We start from the raw sequence: 18,875 nt of genomic DNA on the forward strand, positions 1-18,875 counted from the left end.
CTCTCCTACTCCGTCGCGATCGCCCGCAGGATGTCCAGCCGCGCCGCCCGGCCCGCCGGGCGGAGTCCGGCGACCGCGCCCGCCAGCAGCCCGGCCACCAGGACCACGGCCAGCTGGAGGGGCGGTATCGCGAACGATCCCGTCCCGGCGCTGTCCGAGGCCCGCACCAGGGCCCAGCCGAGGAAAGCTCCGAGTCCCAGACCGCCGACCGTCCCGAAGGCCGCCACCAGCACCGACTCCCAGCGCACCATGCCGCGCAGCTGGGCGCTGCTCTGACCGACCGCCCGCAGCAGCCCCAGCTCCCTGGTCCGCTCGTGCACCGCCAGCGTCAGGGTGTTGGTGATGCCCAGCAGCGCGATCAGCACTGCCAGCGCCAGCAGCGCGTAGACCACCGAGAGCATCGTGTCGACGCCGGAGGCCGCGCTCTTGGCGTACTCGGCGCGGTCCTGCACCTGCGGGCTGCCGTACGGGACCAGCGCCCGTTCCACCGCCGCCTTGCCCGCGGCGGCCGGCACGCCGTCGCGCAGCCCGACCGCGACCATGGTGTCCGCGTCCTGCCCCCGGTGCGGAGCCCAGGCCTGCCGGGTCATCAGGTAGTCCCCGGCCAGGCTGCCGCCCTCGTACAGAGCACGGATCGTGAACGGACCGCTCGCACCGTCGGTGAAGCCCACGGTGACGGACTGTCCGAGCCGCCAGCCGCGCTGCTGCGCCTCGCTGCGGGAGACCGCCAGCCCGTCCGTGCCGAGCGCGGCCAGCGAGCCGTCGACCCGGCCGAGGTCCACGATCCCGGACAGCCGGGCCGGGTCGGTCACGTCCAGCGTCCGGCCGTGCCCGTCGATCCGGGCCACGCCCCGGCCGAGCCCGACCGTCTGCCGCACCTCGGGCAGGTCGGCCAGGGCGTCCGCCACCTTGGGGCTGATCCCGCTGCCGCCGGCCCCGAACGAGGCGGTGGTGACGGCGAGATCGCCCGCGAAGGACCTGCTCACCGTGGAGTCCAGGGTCGCCTTGATCGAGGCGCCGAAGACGGTGAACAGCGTGACCACCGCGACCCCGATCATCAGGGCGCTCGCGGTGGCCGCCGTCCGGCGCGGGTTGCGGGCCGCGTTGCGCCGGGCGAGCACCCCGGAGACCCCGCGCAGCCTGGGCAGCGGCGCGCCCAGCGTCCGCACCGCGAGGGCCGCGGCGACCGGGCCGAGCACCACCGTGCCGGCCAGTACCGCCAGGGCCCCGACGGCCGTCAGCACCACGGACGGGCCGTCCGTCGCTCCGAGGACGGCCACCGGCACTCCCCCGGTCAGCAACAGGCCGCCGAGCACCACCCGGACGGCGCCCGAGCGCCCCTGCGCCGCCCGGTCGACGCCGGTCTCCCGCAGGGCCGCGAGCGGAGCCGTCCGCCCGGCCCGGACGGCCGGCAGCAGCGCGGAGCCCACCGCGACCAGCGTGCCGACCAGCAGCGGCAGCAGGACGGCCGCCGTGCCGATCACCATGCCGCCGGTCGGCAGGGCGAAGCCGAGTGCGGAGAAGAGCGCCTTGAGCCCGGCGGCCACCCCGATCCCGCCCAGCAGCCCGCCGAGCGAGGCCAGCAGGCCGACCGCCAGCGCCTCCGCCAGGGTCGCCCCGAGCACCTGGCCGCGCACCGCCCCGAGTGCCCGCAGCAGCGCGTTCTCCCTGGTCCGCTGGGCGACCACGATGGCGAAGGTGTTGTGGATGGTGAACGTCGCCACCAGCAGTGCGATCCCGGCGAAGACCAGCAGCAGCGTGGTGAACATGGTCAGGAACCGCCCGGACACCAGTTGGGTGGACTCCTGGGTGGCCGCCGCGCCGGTGATCGCCTGGACGCCCGCGGGCAGGTGCGGGGTGATCCGGTCGACCAGCTCCCGCTGGGAGATCCCGCCCGCGGCGCGGACCTGGATCGAGCCGGCCTGGCCCTCGCCCTTGGGCGTGAGGTACCGCTCGGCGTCCGCGAAGGTCATCGCGGTGAAGGTGCTCGGCCCCATGCCGTCCGCGTCCGCCCCGAAGGTGGCGATGCCGACGACGGTGACCGGCACCGGATCGGGGGTGCGCAGCACGGTGGTCGAGCCGACGCGCAGCCCGCCCGACTTCGCCGCGCCCCGGTTCACCACCACCTCGCCCGGGGCGGCCGGCGCCCGGCCCTCGGCCAGCCGGTACGGATTGAGCCGGCCGTCGACCAGCCAGTTGCCCGCCAGGGTGGGCGGGCCCTGACCGCCGATCGGCTTGCCGTTGCTCCCGATGAGCTGGCCCGCGCCCTGGACGGACGGCTCCGCGGCCGCCACCCCCGGCACGGTGCGCAGCCGGTCGGCGAGCGTCACCGCCACCGGCGCCCGCACCCCGCCGACCGTGCCCGCCGAGTCCAGCACGTCGGCGCTGCGGACCACGACGTCGGTGCCGGCGTTGGCGTCGGCGAAGAGGGTGTCGAAGTTGGCCCGCAGGGTGTCGCCGAGCACCATCGTGCCGGTCAGGAAGCTCACCCCGAGCACGATGGACAGGAGGGTGCCGGCCAGCCGCCGTTTGTGGGCGCGCAGCGAGCGCAGGCTGAGCCGGAGGGGAACGGCGTTCACGACCGCCCCCGTTCGAAGGCCTTCATCCGGTCCAGCACCAGGGCGGAGGTGGGCTGCCGCATCCGGTCCACCAGCCGTCCGTCGGCGAGGAAGAGCGCCTCGTCGGCCCAGCCGGCGGCCGTCGGGTCGTGGGTGACCATGACCACGGCCCGGCCCATCTCGTCCACCGCCCGGCGCAGCAGGCCGAGCACCTCGCCGCCGCTGCGGGAGTCGAGGTTGCCCGTCGGCTCGTCGGCGAAGACCACCCGGGGCCGCCCGGCCAGCGCCCGGGCCACCGCGACCCGCTGCTGCTGGCCGCCGGAGAGCTCGCTCGGACGGTGCCGCAGCCGGTCGCCGAGTCCGACCACGTCGACCAGCGTCTCCAGCCAGGCCTGGTCGGGGGCGGCCCCGGCCAGGTCGAGCGGGAGGGTGATGTTCTCCAGGACGGTGAGCGTGGGCACCAGGTTGAAGGCCTGGAACACGAAGCCGATCCGCTCCCGGCGCAGCAGCGTGAGCCGCCGGTCGTTGAGCGGGCCGAGTTCGGTGTCGCCGATCCAGGCGCTGCCGGCGGTGAGTCTGTCCAGCCCGGCCGCGCAGTGCATCAGGGTGGACTTGCCCGAGCCGGACGGGCCCATGATCGCGGTGAACCGCCCGGCCGGGAACTCCACCGTCACGTGGTCCAGCGCGCGGACCTCGGTGCCGCCGACTCCGTAGACCTTCACGGCGTCGGCGACCCGGGCGGCGGTGCCCCGTACGACGTCCAGGGTGGTCACCTGGCGCCACCTCCCTTGGCGTCGTCCCGCGGCGACTCGCTGAGCACGGCCCGCTTGGCGCGGTACTCCTCGGCGTCGATGTCCCCCTCCGCGTAGCGCCGGCCCAGGACGGCCAGCGGATGCTCCGCCGCGACTCCGGCTCCGGCTCCGGCTCCGGCTCCAACCCCGTAGCCGTACCCGAATCCGCAGCCGTGCCGCCGCCAGACCGTGCGGCGCAGCACCGCGATCACCAGGACCACCACGGCGATCCAGATCAATGGGATCAGCAGGATCCATGGGCCGGGGCCGTGCCAGTCGGCCAGCTGGGTGTACATGGTGGTTCAACTCCTCGGTGGTGGGCCTCCAGGACCTCGGACGGTTCCCGAGGTGACTGGAGCGTCCCGCACCGAGGTCTCATCACGCGTCCTACCAGCAGCGGCCGTTGGGATACTCCCGGGAGAGTAGGAACCGCCCACGACACGCGGGGCCGGAAGCAGCCGCGCGACGGCGACGCCTCCGGCGCACCCGCCCCGTCGACCACAACCGCCCACGGACAAACCACCCGTGGACCGAAGCCGCCCACGGACCAACCACCCGCGGACCGCAACCGCCAGGAGCCGCTCAGCCCAGCCAGCCCGGCCGCACCAGCCCCGACTCGTAGGCCAGCACCACCAGTTGCGCCCGGTCCCGCACGCCGAGCTTCACCATCGCCCGGCTGACGTGCGTCTTCGCCGTCAGCGGGCTGACCACCAGCCGCCGGGCGATCTCCTCGTTGGAGAGCCCCATCCCGACCAGGGCCAGCACCTCGCGCTCCCGCTCGGTCAGCATCGAGATGTCCGAGAGCCCCTCCGGCACGGCCTCGGGCGCCTTCGAGCGGGCGGCGAACTCGCCGATCAGCCGCCTTGTGACGCCCGGCGAGAGCAGCGCGTCCCCCGCGACGGCGACCCGGATCGCCCGCAGCAGTTCGGCCGGCTCGGTGTCCTTGACCAGGAAGCCCGCGGCCCCCGAGCGCAGCGCCTCGAACACGTACTCGTCCAGCTCGAAGGTGGTCAGCACGACCACCCGCACGGGGGACAGCGCCGGGTCCTCGGCGATCCTCCTGGTCGCCTCCAGCCCGTCCATCCGCGGCATCCGGATGTCCATCAGCACGACGTCCGGCACGAGTTCACGGGCGAGCCGCAGCGCGGCCTCGCCGTCGTCCGCCTCGCCGACCACCGTCAGGTCGTCCTGGAGGTCCAGCAGGGCCCGGAAGCCCGCCCTGACCAGCAGCTGGTCATCCGCCAGCAGTACCCGAATCAATCGCTCTCCGCCTTCGGTGTCGGCAGCTCCGCCCGGACCCGGAAGCCGCCGTCGGGCAGCGGCCCCGCGGCGATGGTGCCACCGAACGCCGCCGCGCGTTCCCGCATCCCGACCAGCCCGCTGCCCGACCCGCCCGCGTCCGCGAGCACCGCGGGCCCCGGGTCCTCCACCCGGACCACCAGCACGGCCGGGTCCGTCCAGTCCAGCACCACGACCGCCTGGCGGGCCGCCGAGTGCCGGACCACGTTGGTGAGCGCCTCCTGGACGATCCGGAAGGCGGTGAGGTCGACGGCGGCGGACAGCGCGCGCCGCTCGCCGCGCTCCTGCACCTCCGCCGCCAGGCCCACCCGGTCCGCCTGCTCGGTGAGTTCGTCCAGCCGGTCCAGCCCCGGGGCCGGCCCGCGCGGCGCCGCCCCGGGCCCGCGCAGCGTCGCGAGCACCTGGCGGACCTCGCCGAGCGCCTCCTTGCTGGTCGACTTGATGGTGACCAGCGCGCCGCGGGCCTCCTCCGGCCGACGGTCGAGCAGCGCCAGCGCGACCCCGGCCTGGATGCTGATCAGCGACAGGCTGTGCGCCAGGATGTCGTGCAGCTCCCGGGCCATCCTGAGCCGCTCCTCGTTGGCCCGGCGCTCCTCCAGCTGCTGCCGGTAGGCCCGGTGGGCGGCGATCCGCTCACGCCGGAACCGGACCAGCTCGCCCCCCGCCATCACCAGCAGCAGCCAGGCCAGCAGCCCCAGCTCCTGCAGCCAGACGCTGCCGGACGGCGGGGCCGCGCGCTGCCAGCTCTGCGGCAGGACGAAGGTGCCGAGCAGGTGCACCAGGTAGACGCCCCCCGCGCCGGCCCAGGCCGCCCGGCGGTGGCCGGAGCCGATCGCCACGCAGCAGGCGATCAGCCAGCTCACGAAGGCCGGCCCGTACGGGTATCCGGCGGCCAGGTACCCGGCGGTGACCACCGAGGTGCCGGCGACCACCGCGACCGGCCGGCGTTCGCGCAGCACCAGCAGCGCCGGCCCGAGCAGCAGCAGGAGGTAGCCGAAGGCGTCCAGCGGGGCCCGCCCGTGCTGGTTGTGCCCGGCGAAGGTCGAGCCGACCACCTGGAGCACCGCGACCGCCGCCGCCGTCCCGAGCGGGTAGCCCGCCTTGGCCGCGCGCACCCACGGCGGGCGCCACGGCTCGGGCGGCTCCTCCGGCGGCTGCGCCGGTGGCCGTTCCGCCGAAGGCGGCTCGGTCGGCGGGGACATGGGCGGCATCATGCCCACAAGCTAGACCCGCGACGCGTCCCCGCGCGTCCTCCACCAGTGGCGTTCGGGCGTACTCCCGCTGGAGTACGCCCGCCCCCGGTCGTCCTCAGTCCCCCGCAGCGGCCGAGCCGGCCCGGGCCTTCGCCTCCGCCTCCTCGAAGGTCGCCGACGCCTCCGGCCGCGCCAGCGTCACCACCAGCTCCCCGTCGCTCACGTCCGCGATCAGCGTGTCCCCCTCCCGCACCGAACCGTCCAGCAGCAGGTTGGAGATCCGGTTGTCCAGCTCCGACTGGATCGTCCGGCGCAGCGGCCGGGCCCCGAACTCCGGCTGGTAGCCCCGGTTGACCAGGTACTCCTTGGCCGTCCCGGTGACGTCCAGCTCGACGTCCTGGGCCCGCAGCCGGCGCCGGCTGCGGTCCAGCAGCAGGTCCACCACCGAGAGCAGGTCCTTCCGGGTGAGCGCGTGGAAGACGATCACCTCGTCGATCCGGTTGAGGAACTCCGGCCGGAACTGCTGCCTCAGGTCGCGCATCAGGTCGTCACGGATCTCGTCCACGTTGCCCGCGTGGTCGAGGATCCGCTGGGAGCCGATGTTGCTGGTCATGATCACCACGGTGTTGCGGAAGTCGACCGTACGCCCCTGGGAGTCGGTCAGCCGCCCGTCGTCCAACACCTGGAGCAGCAGGTTGAAGACGTCCGGGTGCGCCTTCTCCACCTCGTCGAAGAGCAGCACGCTGTACGGCTTGCGGCGCACCGCCTCGGTCAGCTGCCCGGCCTCCTCGTAACCGACGTACCCGGGCGGGGAGCCGACCAGCCGGGAGACGGTGTGCTTCTCCTGGAACTCGCTCATGTCGAAGCGGATCATCCGGTCCGGGTCGCCGAACAGCAGCGCCGCCAGCGCCTTCGCCAGCTCGGTCTTGCCGACGCCGGTCGGCCCGAGGAAGAGGAAGGAACCGGTAGGACGGTCCGGGTCGCCCATCCCGGCCCGGCCGCGGCGCACCGCCTGGGCGACCGCCGTGACCGCCTCGTCCTGGCCGATCACCTTCTCGTGCAGGTGCTCCTCCAGCTTGAGCAGCCGCTCCTTCTCGGTCGCGTTCAACTCCGCGACGGGGATGCCGGTCCGGGAGGAGAGCACCTGCGCGATGTCGTCGGCCGTCACGTCGACGACCTCCTCGCGGGACTCGGCCATCGCCGCCAGCTCGTCCTCGGTCTGCCGCAGCTCGGTCTTCAGGTTGGCGGCCCGGACGAACTCCTCGTCCACGACGGCCTCGTCCAGCTCCCGCTTCAGCTTGGTGATCCGGTCCTGCACCCCGGTCGCCTCGGTCGACCCGCTCAGGCTGCGCAGCCGGACCCGCGCGCCGGCCTGGTCCAACAGGTCGATCGCCTTGTCGGGCAGGAAACGGTCGCTGACGTACCGGTCGGAGAGCGTCGCCGCCGCGTCCAGCGCCTCGTCGGTGAACCGCACCTGGTGGTGCGCCTCGTACGCGTCGCGCAGCCCGTGGAGGATCTCGACGGTCTCCTCGACGCTCGGCTCGGGCACCAGCACCGGCTGGAAGCGGCGCTCCAGCGCGGCGTCCTTCTCCACGTGCTTGCGGTACTCGTCCAGCGTGGTCGCGCCGACCACGCTCAACTCACCGCGCGCGAGCGCCGGTTTGAGGATGTTGCCGGCGTCCATCGAACCCTCGCCACCGCCGCCGGCGCCGACCACGGTGTGCAGCTCGTCCAGGAACAGGATCACGCTCTTCTCGGCCGCGGTGACCTCGTCGATCACGTTCTTCAGCCGCTCCTCGAACTCGCCCCGGTACTTGGAACCGGCCACCAGCGCGGTCAGGTCGAGGGTGACCACCCGCTTCTCCCTGAGGCTCTGCGGCACGTCCCCGGAGACGATCCGCTGGGCCAGTCCCTCGACGATCGCCGTCTTGCCGACGCCCGGCTCACCGATCAGCACCGGATTGTTCTTGGTCCGCCGGGAGAGGATCTCGACGGTCTGCTCGATCTCCTCGGCCCGCCCCACCACCGGGTCCAACCGGCCCGAACGCGCCTCCTCGGTGAGGTCGCGCCCGTACTCGTCCAGCGTCGGCGTCTCGCTCGGGCGGGCACCCGTACTGCTGCGCTCGCCGCCGGTGCCGCGCCCCTCCAGCACCGACTTCAGCGCCTCCTGCGAGGGCGCCGCGTTGCGCAGCGCCACCCCGGCCCCCGAGCGCTCCTGGTCGAGCAGCGCGCCGAGGATGTGCTCCGGGCCGATGTACGAGGCGCCCACCGCCTGCGACTGGGCGTGCGCGGCGAGCAGCGCGCGCTTGGCCGAGGGGGTGAGCGCCGGCCGGCCGTCCACCGCCTCGGGATCGCCCGCGGGCAGGGCGTGCTCCAGGTCCCCGGAGAGCCGGTCCGGATCGATACCGGCCCGTTCCAGCATCCGGCGCGAGGGTTCCACCCGGGTGGCCGCCCAGGCCAGGTGCGCGGTGTCGAGGTCACTGGAGCCGTCCTCGGCCGCCCGCCGCGCGGCCAGCGCGAGCAGCTCCTGCGAGGACTCGCTGAGCAACCGTCCGATCGGCACCCGCTGCACGGCGGGCGGGGAAGCCAGCGGGCTCATCCCGAAGAACCGGCTGAGCAGATCGGAGAACGGATCGTTCGATCCGAACGGGGGCACGGTCACGGCGTTTCACCTCTCCCAAGCGGTTTGCAGCCACACAAACACAGGCCGCGACACCTCGCCTGTCGAGCCGGACGGCGCCGTCACCCGGCGTGCCCGGGCCTCGCCGCCGGCGGGACGGGCGGGCAGACATGCGGGCGGACGTGCGGGCGGACGTGCGGGCGGACGTGCGGGCCCGCCGTAGAACCGTTCACGGGGCCGGGAACTCGCGTTCACCCGGTGACCCGATCCAGCAGCACACCGCCGCTGTACGTCACCCCCATCGCCAGCAGCCCGCCCACGACGTTGCGCATGATCGCCCGCCCCGGGCCGGCCCCGCCCAACCGGGCACTCGTCCAGCCCGACACGGTCAGCGCGACCGCCACCGCCACCACCGTCACCAGCAGCCGCCACGACTCCGGCGGCAGCAGCACCGCCAGCAGCGGCACCAGCGCGCCCAGCGTGAACGCCGCCGCGCTCGCCAGCGCCGCCTCCCAGGGGTTGGTCAACACGTCCGGGTCGATGCCCAGTTCGGTCTGCGCGTGGGCCGCCAGCGCGTCCCGCTCGGTCAGCGCCGTCGCCACCTCCCGGGCCAGTCCGTCCTCCAGCCCGCTGCCCCGGTAGTAGTCGGTCAGCTCGTCGAGCTCCCCCTCCGGATCCTCCGCGAGCTCCCGCCGCTCCTGCGCCAACGCGGCCCGCTCGGTGTCCCGCTGGGTACTGACCGAGACGTACTCGCCCGCCGCCATCGACATCGCCCCCGCCAGCAGCCCGGCCACCCCGGCCGCGAGCAGCGCCGTCCGGGAACCCTCCGCGCCCGCCACACCGGTCACGAGGCCGGCCGTCGACACCACGCCGTCATTGGCCCCCAGCACGGCCGCGCGCAGCCAGTTCAGGCGCGAGGAAAGCTCCGCCCGCGACTCCCCGACCTGCTCAGCCATCCGCCACCGCTCTCAGGGGTCCGCCCGGTCCCCCCGATCCTCGCCCGCCACCCCCACCCCCGCCACCCGCGGCCGCACCACCCGCTGGCCCAGCACCGGCGCCAGCGCCCGCCGCAGGTCCTCAGGTCCCCGGTAGCGCACCCCGGTCATGCCCAGCGCCACCGCCGCATCCACGTTCTCCTGCCGGTCGTCCACGAACAGGCACCGCTCCGGCACCACCCCGGCCCGCCCGGCGGCGATCTCGTAGATCCGCCGGTCCGGCTTGGCGCTGCCCACCCGGGAGCTGTTCACCACGGCGTCCGCCAGATCCGTCAGGCCCAGCAGCGCCAGATCCTCGTCCAGCCACGCCGTCGCATTGGTCACCAGCACCACCCGGCAGTGCTCCCGCACCCGCCGCAACAACCCCACCACCACCTCGTCCGCCCGGAACGGCGAGTTCGCGAACGCCTCCGCCAGCCCACGCGCCTGCGCCCCCGTCACCCGCCCGGCCAGCCCCCGCGCGATCGACTCCACCCACTCCGCCTTCCCGATCCGCCCGAGCAACAACGGCAGGTCGTTCTCCGGCGCGAACCCGACCTCCGCCGTACTCCCCTCACCCACCCCGGCCGCCCGCTCCAACGCCGCCACCTCGGCCCCGTCGAAGAACCGGATCACCCCGTCCACATCGCACAACACCGCATCGAACGCCCTGGTCAACATCCCCCCTCCCTACCACCCCGGCCCTCGTGGTGGTGGGCCCGGACGGTTTCGAACCTCCGACGTCTGCTCTCGGCCGTCGCACCGCCGGCACCCGCAACCGACCGCCGCGCAGCACCCGGTCTGGCGAGCCGGTCGCAGGCGGCCGCTCAGTCGAGAAGGATCTCCTCGGGCCTGCGGTTGACCACTTCGAGTGAGCGACTGTGCAACAGGGCATCAACGCATGTCATGAGGTCGCCGCCGTGATCCTTGCCTGCTATTTCGTACAGCTCCTTGATCAGGTCCTGCCCGTTGATCAGCACCACTGGATACTGGTCCTCGACCATCTCCAACTGCGCCGGCTCCGAGTAGGAGCCGGTGGTGACGTACACGCCGATCCATCCACGCCTGAGCCTGGCCACTACTCTGGCGATCTGCTCGGCAGATACCAGGCTGTCCGGCCTGATGCACTTCGCCTGCCCCAGAACGACCAGTTTGGTACCGGCCAGACCGCTGCCGATATCCAACCGACCGACGAAGTCCGCCCCGCCGTCCCCCGACCGACGGGTCAGCCAACCTTCGTTGTACTTGTGACCGGACGCCCGCATCACCTTCGCAGCAACGACCGCGGCCAAGACCTCGAACGCGTGCTTGTCGTTGTCGAACCGCTTGTAGACCGCCTGGAGGTCCGCCTCGACCGAGCTGCCCGGAGTCGGCCGTTGGTCACGAACCTTGACGACCTGCGACCGTGCCACTCGCCGGCGCACCTTCGGCAGCACCGAGTGGCCGTGCTTCACCCACTCCCGCCATGCTGCGGGCGCCAGTTTCAGGACTTCGGCATCGGTCCGATCGGGGTCACGCCGCGCGGTGATCCAGTCCCAATCCAGTTTGTCGTCCTCCGCGGTGAGGTCGATCACCACAAGATCGAAGGCGTAGTTGGTGAACGTCGTCCGCGCCGGCCCACCCCACTGGACCACGCGCTCCGTCCGCTCGAGCAGAGCGACACCACAGAACTGGACATGCCCCTTGACCTTGCCGTTCTTCGGCACCGACCGGAACAGCAGCAGCGGCGCTGCACCGGCCCTCTCCTCAGCTGTAGGCGCTTGGTGGCAGCCGAACGCCTCCAGCAATGCCGCGTTGCCCGTGGTGGTACCGACCGGCTTCGCCATCTCCGGCTTGTGGTCACCGAAGTAACGAACATGTCCGTTGTCGATGTCGAACACGTCGTGCCACGGTGTCTGTTCCGATCCTGCCTTCCACGGACTCGACCGGATCATCACCGCCGGCCGCCGCATCCCCTGGTCCGCCTTGACCTTGGCCATCGCATTGATCCCCGCTTCGAGCAGGGCCCGCTTCTGACCGGGACTGTCCGTGACGAAGTAGAAGTTGTCGAACCCGTCGACTGTCGCCGGCACCGTGTCCTTCGAAGCCGTGTACCGAAGCACGTCACCCACACGCAACGAACGTCCCACAGTGCCCCCTCGACGAACAGACCGAACTGCCCGCGATCTTGGCACGCTAGTACGACAATAGATCCGCCTGCTCCCTCGATGGGCGGCGGGACAGGGACGCGGAAACGATCAAGGGCCAGTTCGGGAGGATGTTGCCTCCGAACTGGCCCTTCTCTTCTGTGGGCGCGGACGGTTTCGAACCGCCGACATCTGCTTTGTAAGAGCAGCGCTCTACCACTGAGCTACGCGCCCCCTGCCGTATGCCCGGTGGGCGTACGACGAGTGCCTAGGGTACCTGGTCCCGGGAGGTGGTGTGGGCCGGGTGTGCGGTGGGGTGGCGGGCGGGTGGGGGTGCGGCGGGGTGCGGGGCCGTGAGGTGGATGGGGTGGGAGGGGGTGCCGGGCCGGTGGGGGGATCGGGGAGAATGGAGGCCGGATCAGCGGGTCGGAGCAGGGAGCGCGCAGTGACGGTGGCCGGCGGGAGCGGGCGGGGGCGGCGTCGGGCGGGGAGTGCGCTGGCCGACGCGTTGATGTTGCCGGTGGTGCTGGCGGGTGCGCTGGGGGCGGTCGGGCTGGCCTCGGCCGGGACCGGCGGCTGGTGGGGCCGGCGCGGCGGAGGTGAGGGCGGACGAGCGCAGGCCCGGGAGGCCCGGGCGGCGGCCCAGGAGGCGTTCTACGAGCTGGAGGAGACCCAGCGCGAGGTGCAGCTCGCGGTGGAGACGGTCCGCGCGGCGGAGGAGGGCCAGGCGGCGCAGCGCGCGCTGGCCGACCTGGCGGCGATCTCCGGCCGGGTCGACCAGGTCACCGTGAACTACCTCGCCGCGCTCGACGCCCACAACCTGGACAGCGAGACCCTGGACGCGGGCACGGCCGCGCAGGCCAAGCGCCAGTTGGAGGACGTGAAGGGCCAGCTGGGCTCGGCCCGGGCGGAGCTGAACGACTTCCTGCGCCGCCTGCAGCCGACCGTCCAGCACGCCGAGCAGCAGCTGATGCGGGTCACCCCGGCGGTCGAGCAGGCCAAGCGCGCGCTGCTCGCGGCCACCACCGCGCTGGACGAGGCGCGCGGCGCCGGCCTGCGGGCGGACGACCTGGCGGCCCGGCTGGCCGAGCTGGCGCCCGAGCTCGGCCGGCTGAACGAGGGCCCGGCCCGGCACGGGGTCGCGGACACCCTGCGGCGCGCGGACGACGTGAAGCACCGCGCCGAGGCGATCGCCGCCGACGCCGGGCAGTTGCCGGAGCGGGCGCGGGAGATCGACCGGCGGGTGGCGAGCCTGCGGACCCGCATCCAGGCGCTGGAGACCAAGGCCACGACGGTCGAGCCCGCTCTGAGCGAGCTGCGCCGCCGGTTCAGCACCGCCTGCTGGCAGGACCTCCAGCGGGTGTCGGACCAGGTCGCGGAGACCGGCCGCGCCGCCGAGCGCAAGCTCGCCGAGGCCGCCCGGGCGCGGGACGAGCAGCGCTGGGCGGACGCCACCGCCGCGATCGGGACGGTCCGCGCGCTGCTGGAGACCGCCGACGGCTCGGTGTCCGCGGTGAACGACCGGCTGCGGCAGCTGAACGAGGTGCAGCACGACCCCAACCGGGAGATCGAGCGTGCCCGCTTCGCGATCCGGGACGCGCAGCGGCTGGCGATGGCCGGGCGCAGCGCGCCGGACCCGCGGCACGCCGCCCCGCTGGACGAGGCGGTGGCCCGGCTGGACCGCGCGGTGGCCGCGCTGGAGGCGGCGGGCCGGCACCCCGACTACTGGCACTTCCTGACCGAGCTCGCGGGCGTGCGGGACACGGCGGCGCGGGTGATCGAGCTGATCCGCGGGGACCTCGGCGGTCACCGGTAGGACGACCGGCAACGCCGGTAGGACCAGTAGGACCGGTGGCGCCGATAGCACCGACGGCTCCGGCGGCGCCGGAACAGGGCTCCCGGCAGCCACCCCCGCTGGGTACGCTGCCGGTATGCCACGCTACGACTTCCGCTGCCGCTCCTGCGGCGCCACCTTCGAGCTCCGCCGCCCGATGGCCCAGGCCAACGACCCCGCCGTCTGCCCGCAGGGCCACGAGGACACCGTGAAGCTGCTGTCCACCGTCGCCGTCACGGGTGGTGCGGCCGCCGCCCAGCAGGCCCCCGCCGCCGGGGGCGGGGGCGGGGGCGGTTGCTGCGGGGGCGGTTGCTGCGGCTGACAGGGGCCGGTCCCGGTCCCGGTCAGGCCCCGACCGGCAGGACGGACGCTCCGGCGAGGAACCGCCGGACGATCTCCTCCCCCGCCGTCACCCCCACCTCCGTCAGGGCGGTGACGCCGGGGGCCGTCCAGCCGCTATCGGCGAGTTCGCCGTGTCCCGGGCGCCAGCCCGCGTCCGCCGCGAGCAGCAGGTCCGCGTCGAGCAGTGAGTCCCCGGCCGCCAGCACCGTGTCGGCGCCGGCGCGCCGGACGACCTCGGCCAGTGCGGCGCTCTTGGTGAGCGGCGCGGGCACGGCGTACACCTTGCGGCCCTGCAGGGAGACCGTCCAGCCGCGTTCGGCGCACCAGCCGGTCAACTCGTCGAGCCAGCCCTCCGGCAGTGCGGCGCGCTCGACCACCAGGTAGGCGAACAGCTCGTCGGCGACCCGCCGCTTGTGCGTCCACTCCGGGTCGGCGCAGAGGGCGAGCCGCCGGGTCACCTCGTCCAGCGGGGCCGAGCCGGCCGCGATCCGCGTGGTGATCTCGGCCCGCCAGTCGCGGTCCGGCACGCCGTCCACCAGCAGTTGCCCGCCGTTGGCGCAGATCGCGTACGCGGGAACCCAGTCCGGCGTCGGGCCGGGCAGGTTGACCCGCCCGTACTGCTCCGGTGTCCGGGTGGTGGCCGGGACGAAGCAGACCTCCCGGGCGAGGTCGGCGAGCAGCCCGGCGGCCCGCTCGGTCATGAAGGACAGCGGCCTCCCCTTGTACACCTCGACGCAGAGCAGCCGCGGCGCGAGCCGGTCGGGCTCGGCCAGGGCCATGGCCCGTTCGGAGTAGATCAGCGTCCGGTCGAGGTCGCTGGCCACCAGAACACCCATCAGGATTCCCTCCCCGTAGTCTCGGTCGCGACGCGCCCATCGGTGAAGGCACGCCGGTCGGTCACGGCACTCCCGTCGGTGCCGGGGCGCACGTCGGTGCCGGGGTGACGGTCGGTCACGGCACGCCCGTCGCCCCCGGTCGCCCCGCGGCTGTAGCGGGGGTGGATCAGGCCGACGCAGGTGTACGGCAGGCCGTCCACCTCCTCGACCTCGACTCCGCGCTGGGCGGCGAGCAGCCGGACGTGGTCGAGGTCCGCGCCGGCGCCGCGCCGGGCGAGGATCCGCCAGGGGACGCGCCGCAGCAGCACCCGCGTCGTCTCGCCGACGCCGGGCTTGACCAGGTTGACGTTGTCGATGCCGTACTCGGCGCTGATCCGCTCGACCGCGGCCCAGCCGGCCCAGTCGGGCTCCCGCTGCGGGTCGTCGGCGAGCCGGCCGGCGCCCTCGGCCACCGCGGCACGGACCTCGCCGAAGCGGGCGGCCACCGCGTCCAGGAAAGCCGCCGAGACGTCGCTCCCGGCCAGTTCGGCGTAGTGCTTGGCGCCGTGGAAGTCGTCCGGCCCGATCAGCCCGGCCCGCAGCACGGTGCGCGAAACCAGCCCGGAGACGGTGGAGTTGAGGCAGGCGGACGGGATCAGGAAGTCGTCCCGGGTTCCGTACGTCCGAACGCAGCGGCCCGGGTCGGCCAGCACCGCGAGGTCCGGGTCGAAGTCGGTGCCGGCCAGCGCGCCGGCCAGTTCGCGGGTGATCGCGCCCTTGCCGGTCCAGCCGTCGACGAACACCACGTCCTGCGCGCGGTGGTGGGCCGCCAGGTACCGCAGCGCGACCGGGTCGATGCCGCGGCCGCGCACGATCGAGACCGCGTAGTGCGGGACGGACAGGCCGTGCGCGAAGGCCAGCCAGCGCCGGACCAGGATGCCGACGGGCGTGCCGGCGCGGGCCAGCGAGGCGAGCACCAGCCCGGGGCCACGCTCGCGCAGCAGCGTCTCGGCGACGGTGCCGACGGCGAGCGCGATCCGGCCGGCGGAGCCGCGCAGTGCCTGCTGGAACAGCTCCTGGTACTCGGGGCTGGGCTGGTACTCGACCGGCAGCGACTCGGCGTAGTGCGCGCCGCCGTTCTGGACGGCCTCCTCGCGCTCCTCGGTGGGGGCTTCGAGCTCGACCCCGGAAAGGTCCTTGAGCAGCCAGGCCACCTCCTCGGCCGGGTACGAGGAGAACGCCGGCCCGTACAGCGGCACGGGCAGCGACGGCGACAGCGGCGAGGGCGACGGCGACGGCGACACGGACGGCGCAGCAGGTCCGGCCGGCGAAGCGGCACCCCCGGCCACCGGCCGGTGCGAGGGCAGCACGGCGAGCACCACCCGGTCGGTCACCTGCCGCAGCTGGCCGAGCAGCGCCCGCTCGCCCTCGTGCAGCGCCGGGGTGTCGGCCATGTCGTCCACCACCAGCACCACCGCGTCGAAGCGCCGCGCCGGGTCGCTGCCGGGGGCGACGTTGTACGCGTACCGCTCGGGCGAGCCGCCGTCCTGCGGGTCGTCGTGGGCGGGGAAGGCGAGCCGGGTGCGGATGGCGTAGCCGGGGTCGTCCACCGCCAGGACGGGCGAGCGGGTGGTGGTGGAGAACCGGACGCGGTTGCCGCCGAGCCGTTCGTCGAGGGCGTCGGCCAGGCGCAGCGGCGCGTACATCAGCTCCTCGAAGCCGAGCACCAGCACCCGCCGTGCCCCTGCGGGCAGGGCCTCGGCCAGCTGTCCGGCGAGTCGGGGCAGTGCGGTGTCCAGCCGGGCGCGGTCGCGGGCGGTGAAGCCGTGCCGGCCGCCGTCCGGGAGTCCGGCGGGCCAGTCCAGCGCGATCCGGGCGAGCGGCGCCGCGGGGGCCGCCGGGGGCGCCTCCTCCGGTGCCGCCCCGGCGATCAGCCGCTCGGCCCGGACCACGACGTCCTCGGGCAGCTCGACGGTCCCGCTCGCGGTGGCCACCAGGTCCAGCCGGACGCCGAGTTCGGCGGCGGCCTCGTCGAGCCGGCGCCGGTCGGCCGCGGAGCGCAGGTCCACCAGGGCGACCACCACGTAGTGGCCGCGGGGGTGGCGGGCGTGCAGGTCGCGGATGGTGTTGAGGACCGTGCGGCCGGTGGAGAACTCGTCGTCCACCAGCACCAGCGGCCCGTCCCCGGCGAGGAGTGCGGGGTCGGCGGGGAGCAGCAGATGCGAGGTGGCGTGCGAGTGCTCCTCCTCGAAGCCGCCGACCGGGGCCAGGCCGGGCACCGGTCGGCGGGTGGAGTGCAGGTAGGGGGCATCCAGGCCGTCGGCGACGCTGTGGCCGAGGCCGGTGGCCGTCTCCGCGTAGCCGAGCACGACGGCGCGCGCGGTGGCCGCGGCGCCGAGCAGTTCGCGGACCCGGCGGCCGAGTTCGAGCCCGGTGCCGTGGACCACCGAGGGCCGCTGCGGTACGTGCTTGCCGAGCACGTTGGAGACCAGCAGGTGGGCGCGCTTGGGGTTCCCCGAGCGCAGCGCCAGGCCGACGAGTTCGGGGAGGCGCTCGGATCCGGTCAGCGCGATCCCGGCCCGGTCGGCGACCCAACGGCCGGTCCACGTCTGCGGTGTTGCTGTCACTGCTGGTCCTGCCTTCGATGGTGCGCTGGTGCGTTCGTGCGCTGGTGCGTCGGTGCGTTGCTTCGTCGGTAAGTCGGTGCGTCGGTGCCCCGCCACTCACGGATCCGTCATATCCCCGCCGGGGGAACCGGAGGGAACGGCTCGGGTTCGGTCGCGGAAACAGTCAGCCGCACAGGCAGGCCGACAGCAGTTCCGCGAAGCTCACGTCCTCCCGGGCCACCCCGAACACCTCCGCCCGCAGCAGCACCCGCTCCGCCCAGGCCCGGTGCGGCCGGGCCTCGTTCATCTTGTTGGTGTACGCCGAGCGCAGTACCCCGCCGCCGTCCTGCTCCTGCCGGAGGATGTCCCGGGCGTCGCAGTACTCCTCGTGCGTGACCACGGAGAGGGCGTGCACGGCCGGCACATGGCTGGGGTGGATGCAGGTCTTGCCGAGCAGGCCGTTGGCCCGGTCGAGTTCGACCTCCCGGATCAGCCCGTCCAGGTCGTGTTCGATGATCCGTCGGCGGACCTCCTCCCCGGAGGCCCGCAGTGTCCCGGCAACCCCGGCAACCCCCGCAGCCCCTGCCGCAGCCCCGGCCGCAGCCCCGGCCGCGGCGGAGACGGACGCCCCGGCGAACGGGGTCCGGCGCAGCTGCGGCTTGAACATCCGCTCCTGCACCGGGAAGTACTCCCAGACCGGTCCGGTGACGGTGTACCCGGTGCCGTCCGCCCGGCCGAGCACGTTGACCACGTCCCCGATCACCGACGCGACCAGCGCCACGTCGTACGCGGTGAGGTCGGGCGAGCGCCGCAGGCCGTACGCGGAGCAGAGGTCGGTGACGCCGAGCCGGACGGCGAGCACCCGCTCGCGGTGGCCGGCGAGCAGCTCGGCGATGCCGAAGAGCTGGTCCCGCCTGGTCTCCAGGTGGGCGAGTTCGGGCGACTCCAGGACGGGCATGGCGAACAGCCGCCGCCCGGTCGCGGCCTCGGCGGCGGCCAGCGCGGCCAGGTACTCGCCACCGTTCTCGGGGGTGAACTTCGGCAGCACGAAGCCGCTCAGCAGTTCGACGGCCGGTCCGAGGCGCCGGGCCAGGTCGAGGATCTGGGTGGCGGTGCGGACCCTGATGAAGAGCAGGGGATGGCTCTGTGCACAGGAGGTGAAATCCTTGACCAGGTCATTCAGTTGCTCGACCAGATTCCGCTCGCCCGCGTCCACCTCGTGGTCGGCGATCGCGTCCTCCAGGCAGAGCACCATCGACACCACGCCCCGACCAGCGAGTTTGCGGATGTCGGCGGCCAGGGCGGGCCGGGTGGCCGGGCTGTAGAGGGTACCGCCGAGGGCGGTGGCGAGCACCGTCGGCTCGCTCCGCACGTCGAACGGGCGCGGCTGTTCCAGGAAGAGCCGGCCGCGTACGTCCTCGGCGAGGTGGCCGAAATGCCGCAAGGTGCTCTCCTCCAGGAAGTGGACCGGCCCCCGGCCGGTTGCCGACGACACCCTGGTCAACCGGCCGACCGGGCGCCTTGGTTCCCGGGGCGCCTCCGCCGGGCGCCCCTGCGTCGAAACCCCGGGGACCTTTCGACCGCCCATCGTACGGACGGGATCCGGCCGGTCCCGGTTCCCCGGCACTGAACTCCCGGAACATCCCGGTCCACTTGGACGATCATGGGCGGAACGGCGGCGAACCCCGGAAACGACGGCGGCAAACCTCGGAAAGCG

14 protein-coding genes and 1 tRNA gene are annotated in these 18,875 nt (G+C 73.9%); 2 read left to right on the plus strand and 13 right to left on the minus strand.

The annotated features are described in order from the left end of the window. Positions 1 to 5: 5 nt before the first annotated feature. The 10 genes from ACFVUY_RS12850 to ACFVUY_RS12895 all read right to left on the minus strand — a co-directional run bounded on the left by ACFVUY_RS12850 (position 6) and on the right by ACFVUY_RS12895 (position 11,795). Positions 6 to 2,579, minus strand: coding sequence for an ABC transporter permease (locus ACFVUY_RS12850; RefSeq protein WP_387729612.1), 2,574 nt, complete (start codon positions 2,577 to 2,579; stop codon positions 6 to 8). Next, positions 2,576 to 3,331 carry an ABC transporter ATP-binding protein gene (locus tag ACFVUY_RS12855; RefSeq protein WP_380550445.1) on the minus strand — a complete coding sequence of 252 codons (756 nt, stop codon included), beginning with the start codon at positions 3,329 to 3,331 and terminating at the stop codon, positions 2,576 to 2,578. Before ACFVUY_RS12855 ends, ACFVUY_RS12850 begins: the two co-directional genes overlap by 4 nt. Beyond that, entirely contained in the window at positions 3,328 to 3,645 is a 318-nt protein-coding gene (locus tag ACFVUY_RS12860; RefSeq protein WP_387729614.1) for an SHOCT domain-containing protein, read from the minus strand. The genes ACFVUY_RS12855 and ACFVUY_RS12860 overlap by 4 nt, the downstream gene beginning before the upstream one ends. Before the next feature lie 286 nt (positions 3,646 to 3,931). Beyond that, on the minus strand, positions 3,932 to 4,609 hold the full coding sequence (locus ACFVUY_RS12865; protein ID WP_359907250.1) for a response regulator transcription factor: 678 nt from the start codon (positions 4,607 to 4,609) through the stop codon (positions 3,932 to 3,934). Beyond that, positions 4,606 to 5,850: a sensor histidine kinase gene (locus tag ACFVUY_RS12870; RefSeq protein WP_387729615.1), complete on the minus strand. Its 1,245-nt coding sequence runs from the start codon at positions 5,848 to 5,850 to the stop codon at positions 4,606 to 4,608. The genes ACFVUY_RS12865 and ACFVUY_RS12870 overlap by 4 nt, the downstream gene beginning before the upstream one ends. A gap of 106 nt (positions 5,851 to 5,956) precedes the next feature. Continuing rightward, the gene (locus ACFVUY_RS12875; RefSeq protein ID WP_387729617.1) at positions 5,957 to 8,503 is read right to left on the minus strand and encodes an ATP-dependent Clp protease ATP-binding subunit; all 2,547 of its coding nucleotides are present in this window, start codon (positions 8,501 to 8,503) and stop codon (positions 5,957 to 5,959) included. Positions 8,504 to 8,712: 209 nt separating this feature from the next. After that, positions 8,713 to 9,417, minus strand: a complete 705-nt coding sequence (locus ACFVUY_RS12880) for a VIT family protein (protein WP_387689615.1) — start codon at positions 9,415 to 9,417, stop codon at positions 8,713 to 8,715. 12 nt (positions 9,418 to 9,429) lie between these two features. Further along, the gene (locus ACFVUY_RS12885; protein ID WP_387729619.1) at positions 9,430 to 10,116 is read right to left on the minus strand and encodes an HAD family hydrolase; all 687 of its coding nucleotides are present in this window, start codon (positions 10,114 to 10,116) and stop codon (positions 9,430 to 9,432) included. A 146-nt stretch (positions 10,117 to 10,262) separates the two neighbouring features. Continuing rightward, a complete protein-coding gene (locus tag ACFVUY_RS12890; protein ID WP_387729621.1) occupies positions 10,263 to 11,546 on the minus strand; it encodes a restriction endonuclease in 1,284 nt (427 codons plus the stop codon). Between the two features lie 177 nt (positions 11,547 to 11,723). After that, a tRNA-Val gene (locus ACFVUY_RS12895) sits at positions 11,724 to 11,795 on the minus strand. A gap of 172 nt (positions 11,796 to 11,967) precedes the next feature. On the opposite strand from ACFVUY_RS12895, the gene ACFVUY_RS12900 reads away from it, so the two are divergent. Then, complete coding sequence (locus ACFVUY_RS12900; RefSeq protein ID WP_387729623.1) at positions 11,968 to 13,377, plus strand: hypothetical protein; 1,410 nt, start codon at positions 11,968 to 11,970, stop codon at positions 13,375 to 13,377. Positions 13,378 to 13,492: 115 nt separating this feature from the next. Next, the gene (locus ACFVUY_RS12905; RefSeq protein WP_380353459.1) at positions 13,493 to 13,717 is read left to right on the plus strand and encodes a zinc ribbon domain-containing protein; all 225 of its coding nucleotides are present in this window, start codon (positions 13,493 to 13,495) and stop codon (positions 13,715 to 13,717) included. A 22-nt stretch (positions 13,718 to 13,739) separates the two neighbouring features. On the opposite strand, the gene ACFVUY_RS12910 is transcribed toward ACFVUY_RS12905, so the two are convergent. The 3 genes from ACFVUY_RS12910 to ACFVUY_RS12920 all read right to left on the minus strand — a co-directional run bounded on the left by ACFVUY_RS12910 (position 13,740) and on the right by ACFVUY_RS12920 (position 18,602). After that, positions 13,740 to 14,573, minus strand: coding sequence for an HAD family hydrolase (locus tag ACFVUY_RS12910; protein ID WP_387729625.1), 834 nt, complete (start codon positions 14,571 to 14,573; stop codon positions 13,740 to 13,742). Beyond that, positions 14,573 to 17,179, minus strand: coding sequence for a phosphoribosyltransferase (locus ACFVUY_RS12915; RefSeq protein ID WP_387729628.1), 2,607 nt, complete (start codon positions 17,177 to 17,179; stop codon positions 14,573 to 14,575). The genes ACFVUY_RS12910 and ACFVUY_RS12915 overlap by 1 nt, the downstream gene beginning before the upstream one ends. 163 nt (positions 17,180 to 17,342) lie before the next feature. Then, positions 17,343 to 18,602 carry an HpcH/HpaI aldolase/citrate lyase family protein gene (locus ACFVUY_RS12920; RefSeq protein WP_387729630.1) on the minus strand — a complete coding sequence of 420 codons (1,260 nt, stop codon included), beginning with the start codon at positions 18,600 to 18,602 and terminating at the stop codon, positions 17,343 to 17,345. Between the last annotated feature and the right edge of the window lie 273 nt (positions 18,603 to 18,875).

Origin of the sequence: Kitasatospora sp. NPDC058063 (genome assembly GCF_042885395.1) — a bacterium.
Taxonomy (GTDB): Bacteria; Actinomycetota; Actinomycetes; order Streptomycetales; family Streptomycetaceae; genus Kitasatospora; species Kitasatospora lactacystinica.

Bases quoted from the DNA above. Each gene is read 5' to 3' on its own strand.
- ACFVUY_RS12860 (WP_387729614.1), bottom strand. From the start codon at position 3,645: ATGTACACCCAGCTGGCCGACTGGCACGGCCCCGGCCCATGGATCCTG.
- ACFVUY_RS12870 (WP_387729615.1), bottom strand. From the start codon at position 5,850: ATGTCCCCGCCGACCGAGCCGCCTTCGGCGGAACGGCCACCGGCGCAG.
- ACFVUY_RS12880 (WP_387689615.1), bottom strand. From the start codon at position 9,417: ATGGCTGAGCAGGTCGGGGAGTCGCGGGCGGAGCTTTCCTCGCGCCTG.
- ACFVUY_RS12885 (WP_387729619.1), bottom strand. From the start codon at position 10,116: ATGTTGACCAGGGCGTTCGATGCGGTGTTGTGCGATGTGGACGGGGTG.
- ACFVUY_RS12900 (WP_387729623.1), top strand. From the start codon at position 11,968: ATGGAGGCCGGATCAGCGGGTCGGAGCAGGGAGCGCGCAGTGACGGTG.
- ACFVUY_RS12905 (WP_380353459.1), top strand. From the start codon at position 13,493: ATGCCACGCTACGACTTCCGCTGCCGCTCCTGCGGCGCCACCTTCGAG.
- ACFVUY_RS12910 (WP_387729625.1), bottom strand. From the start codon at position 14,573: ATGGGTGTTCTGGTGGCCAGCGACCTCGACCGGACGCTGATCTACTCC.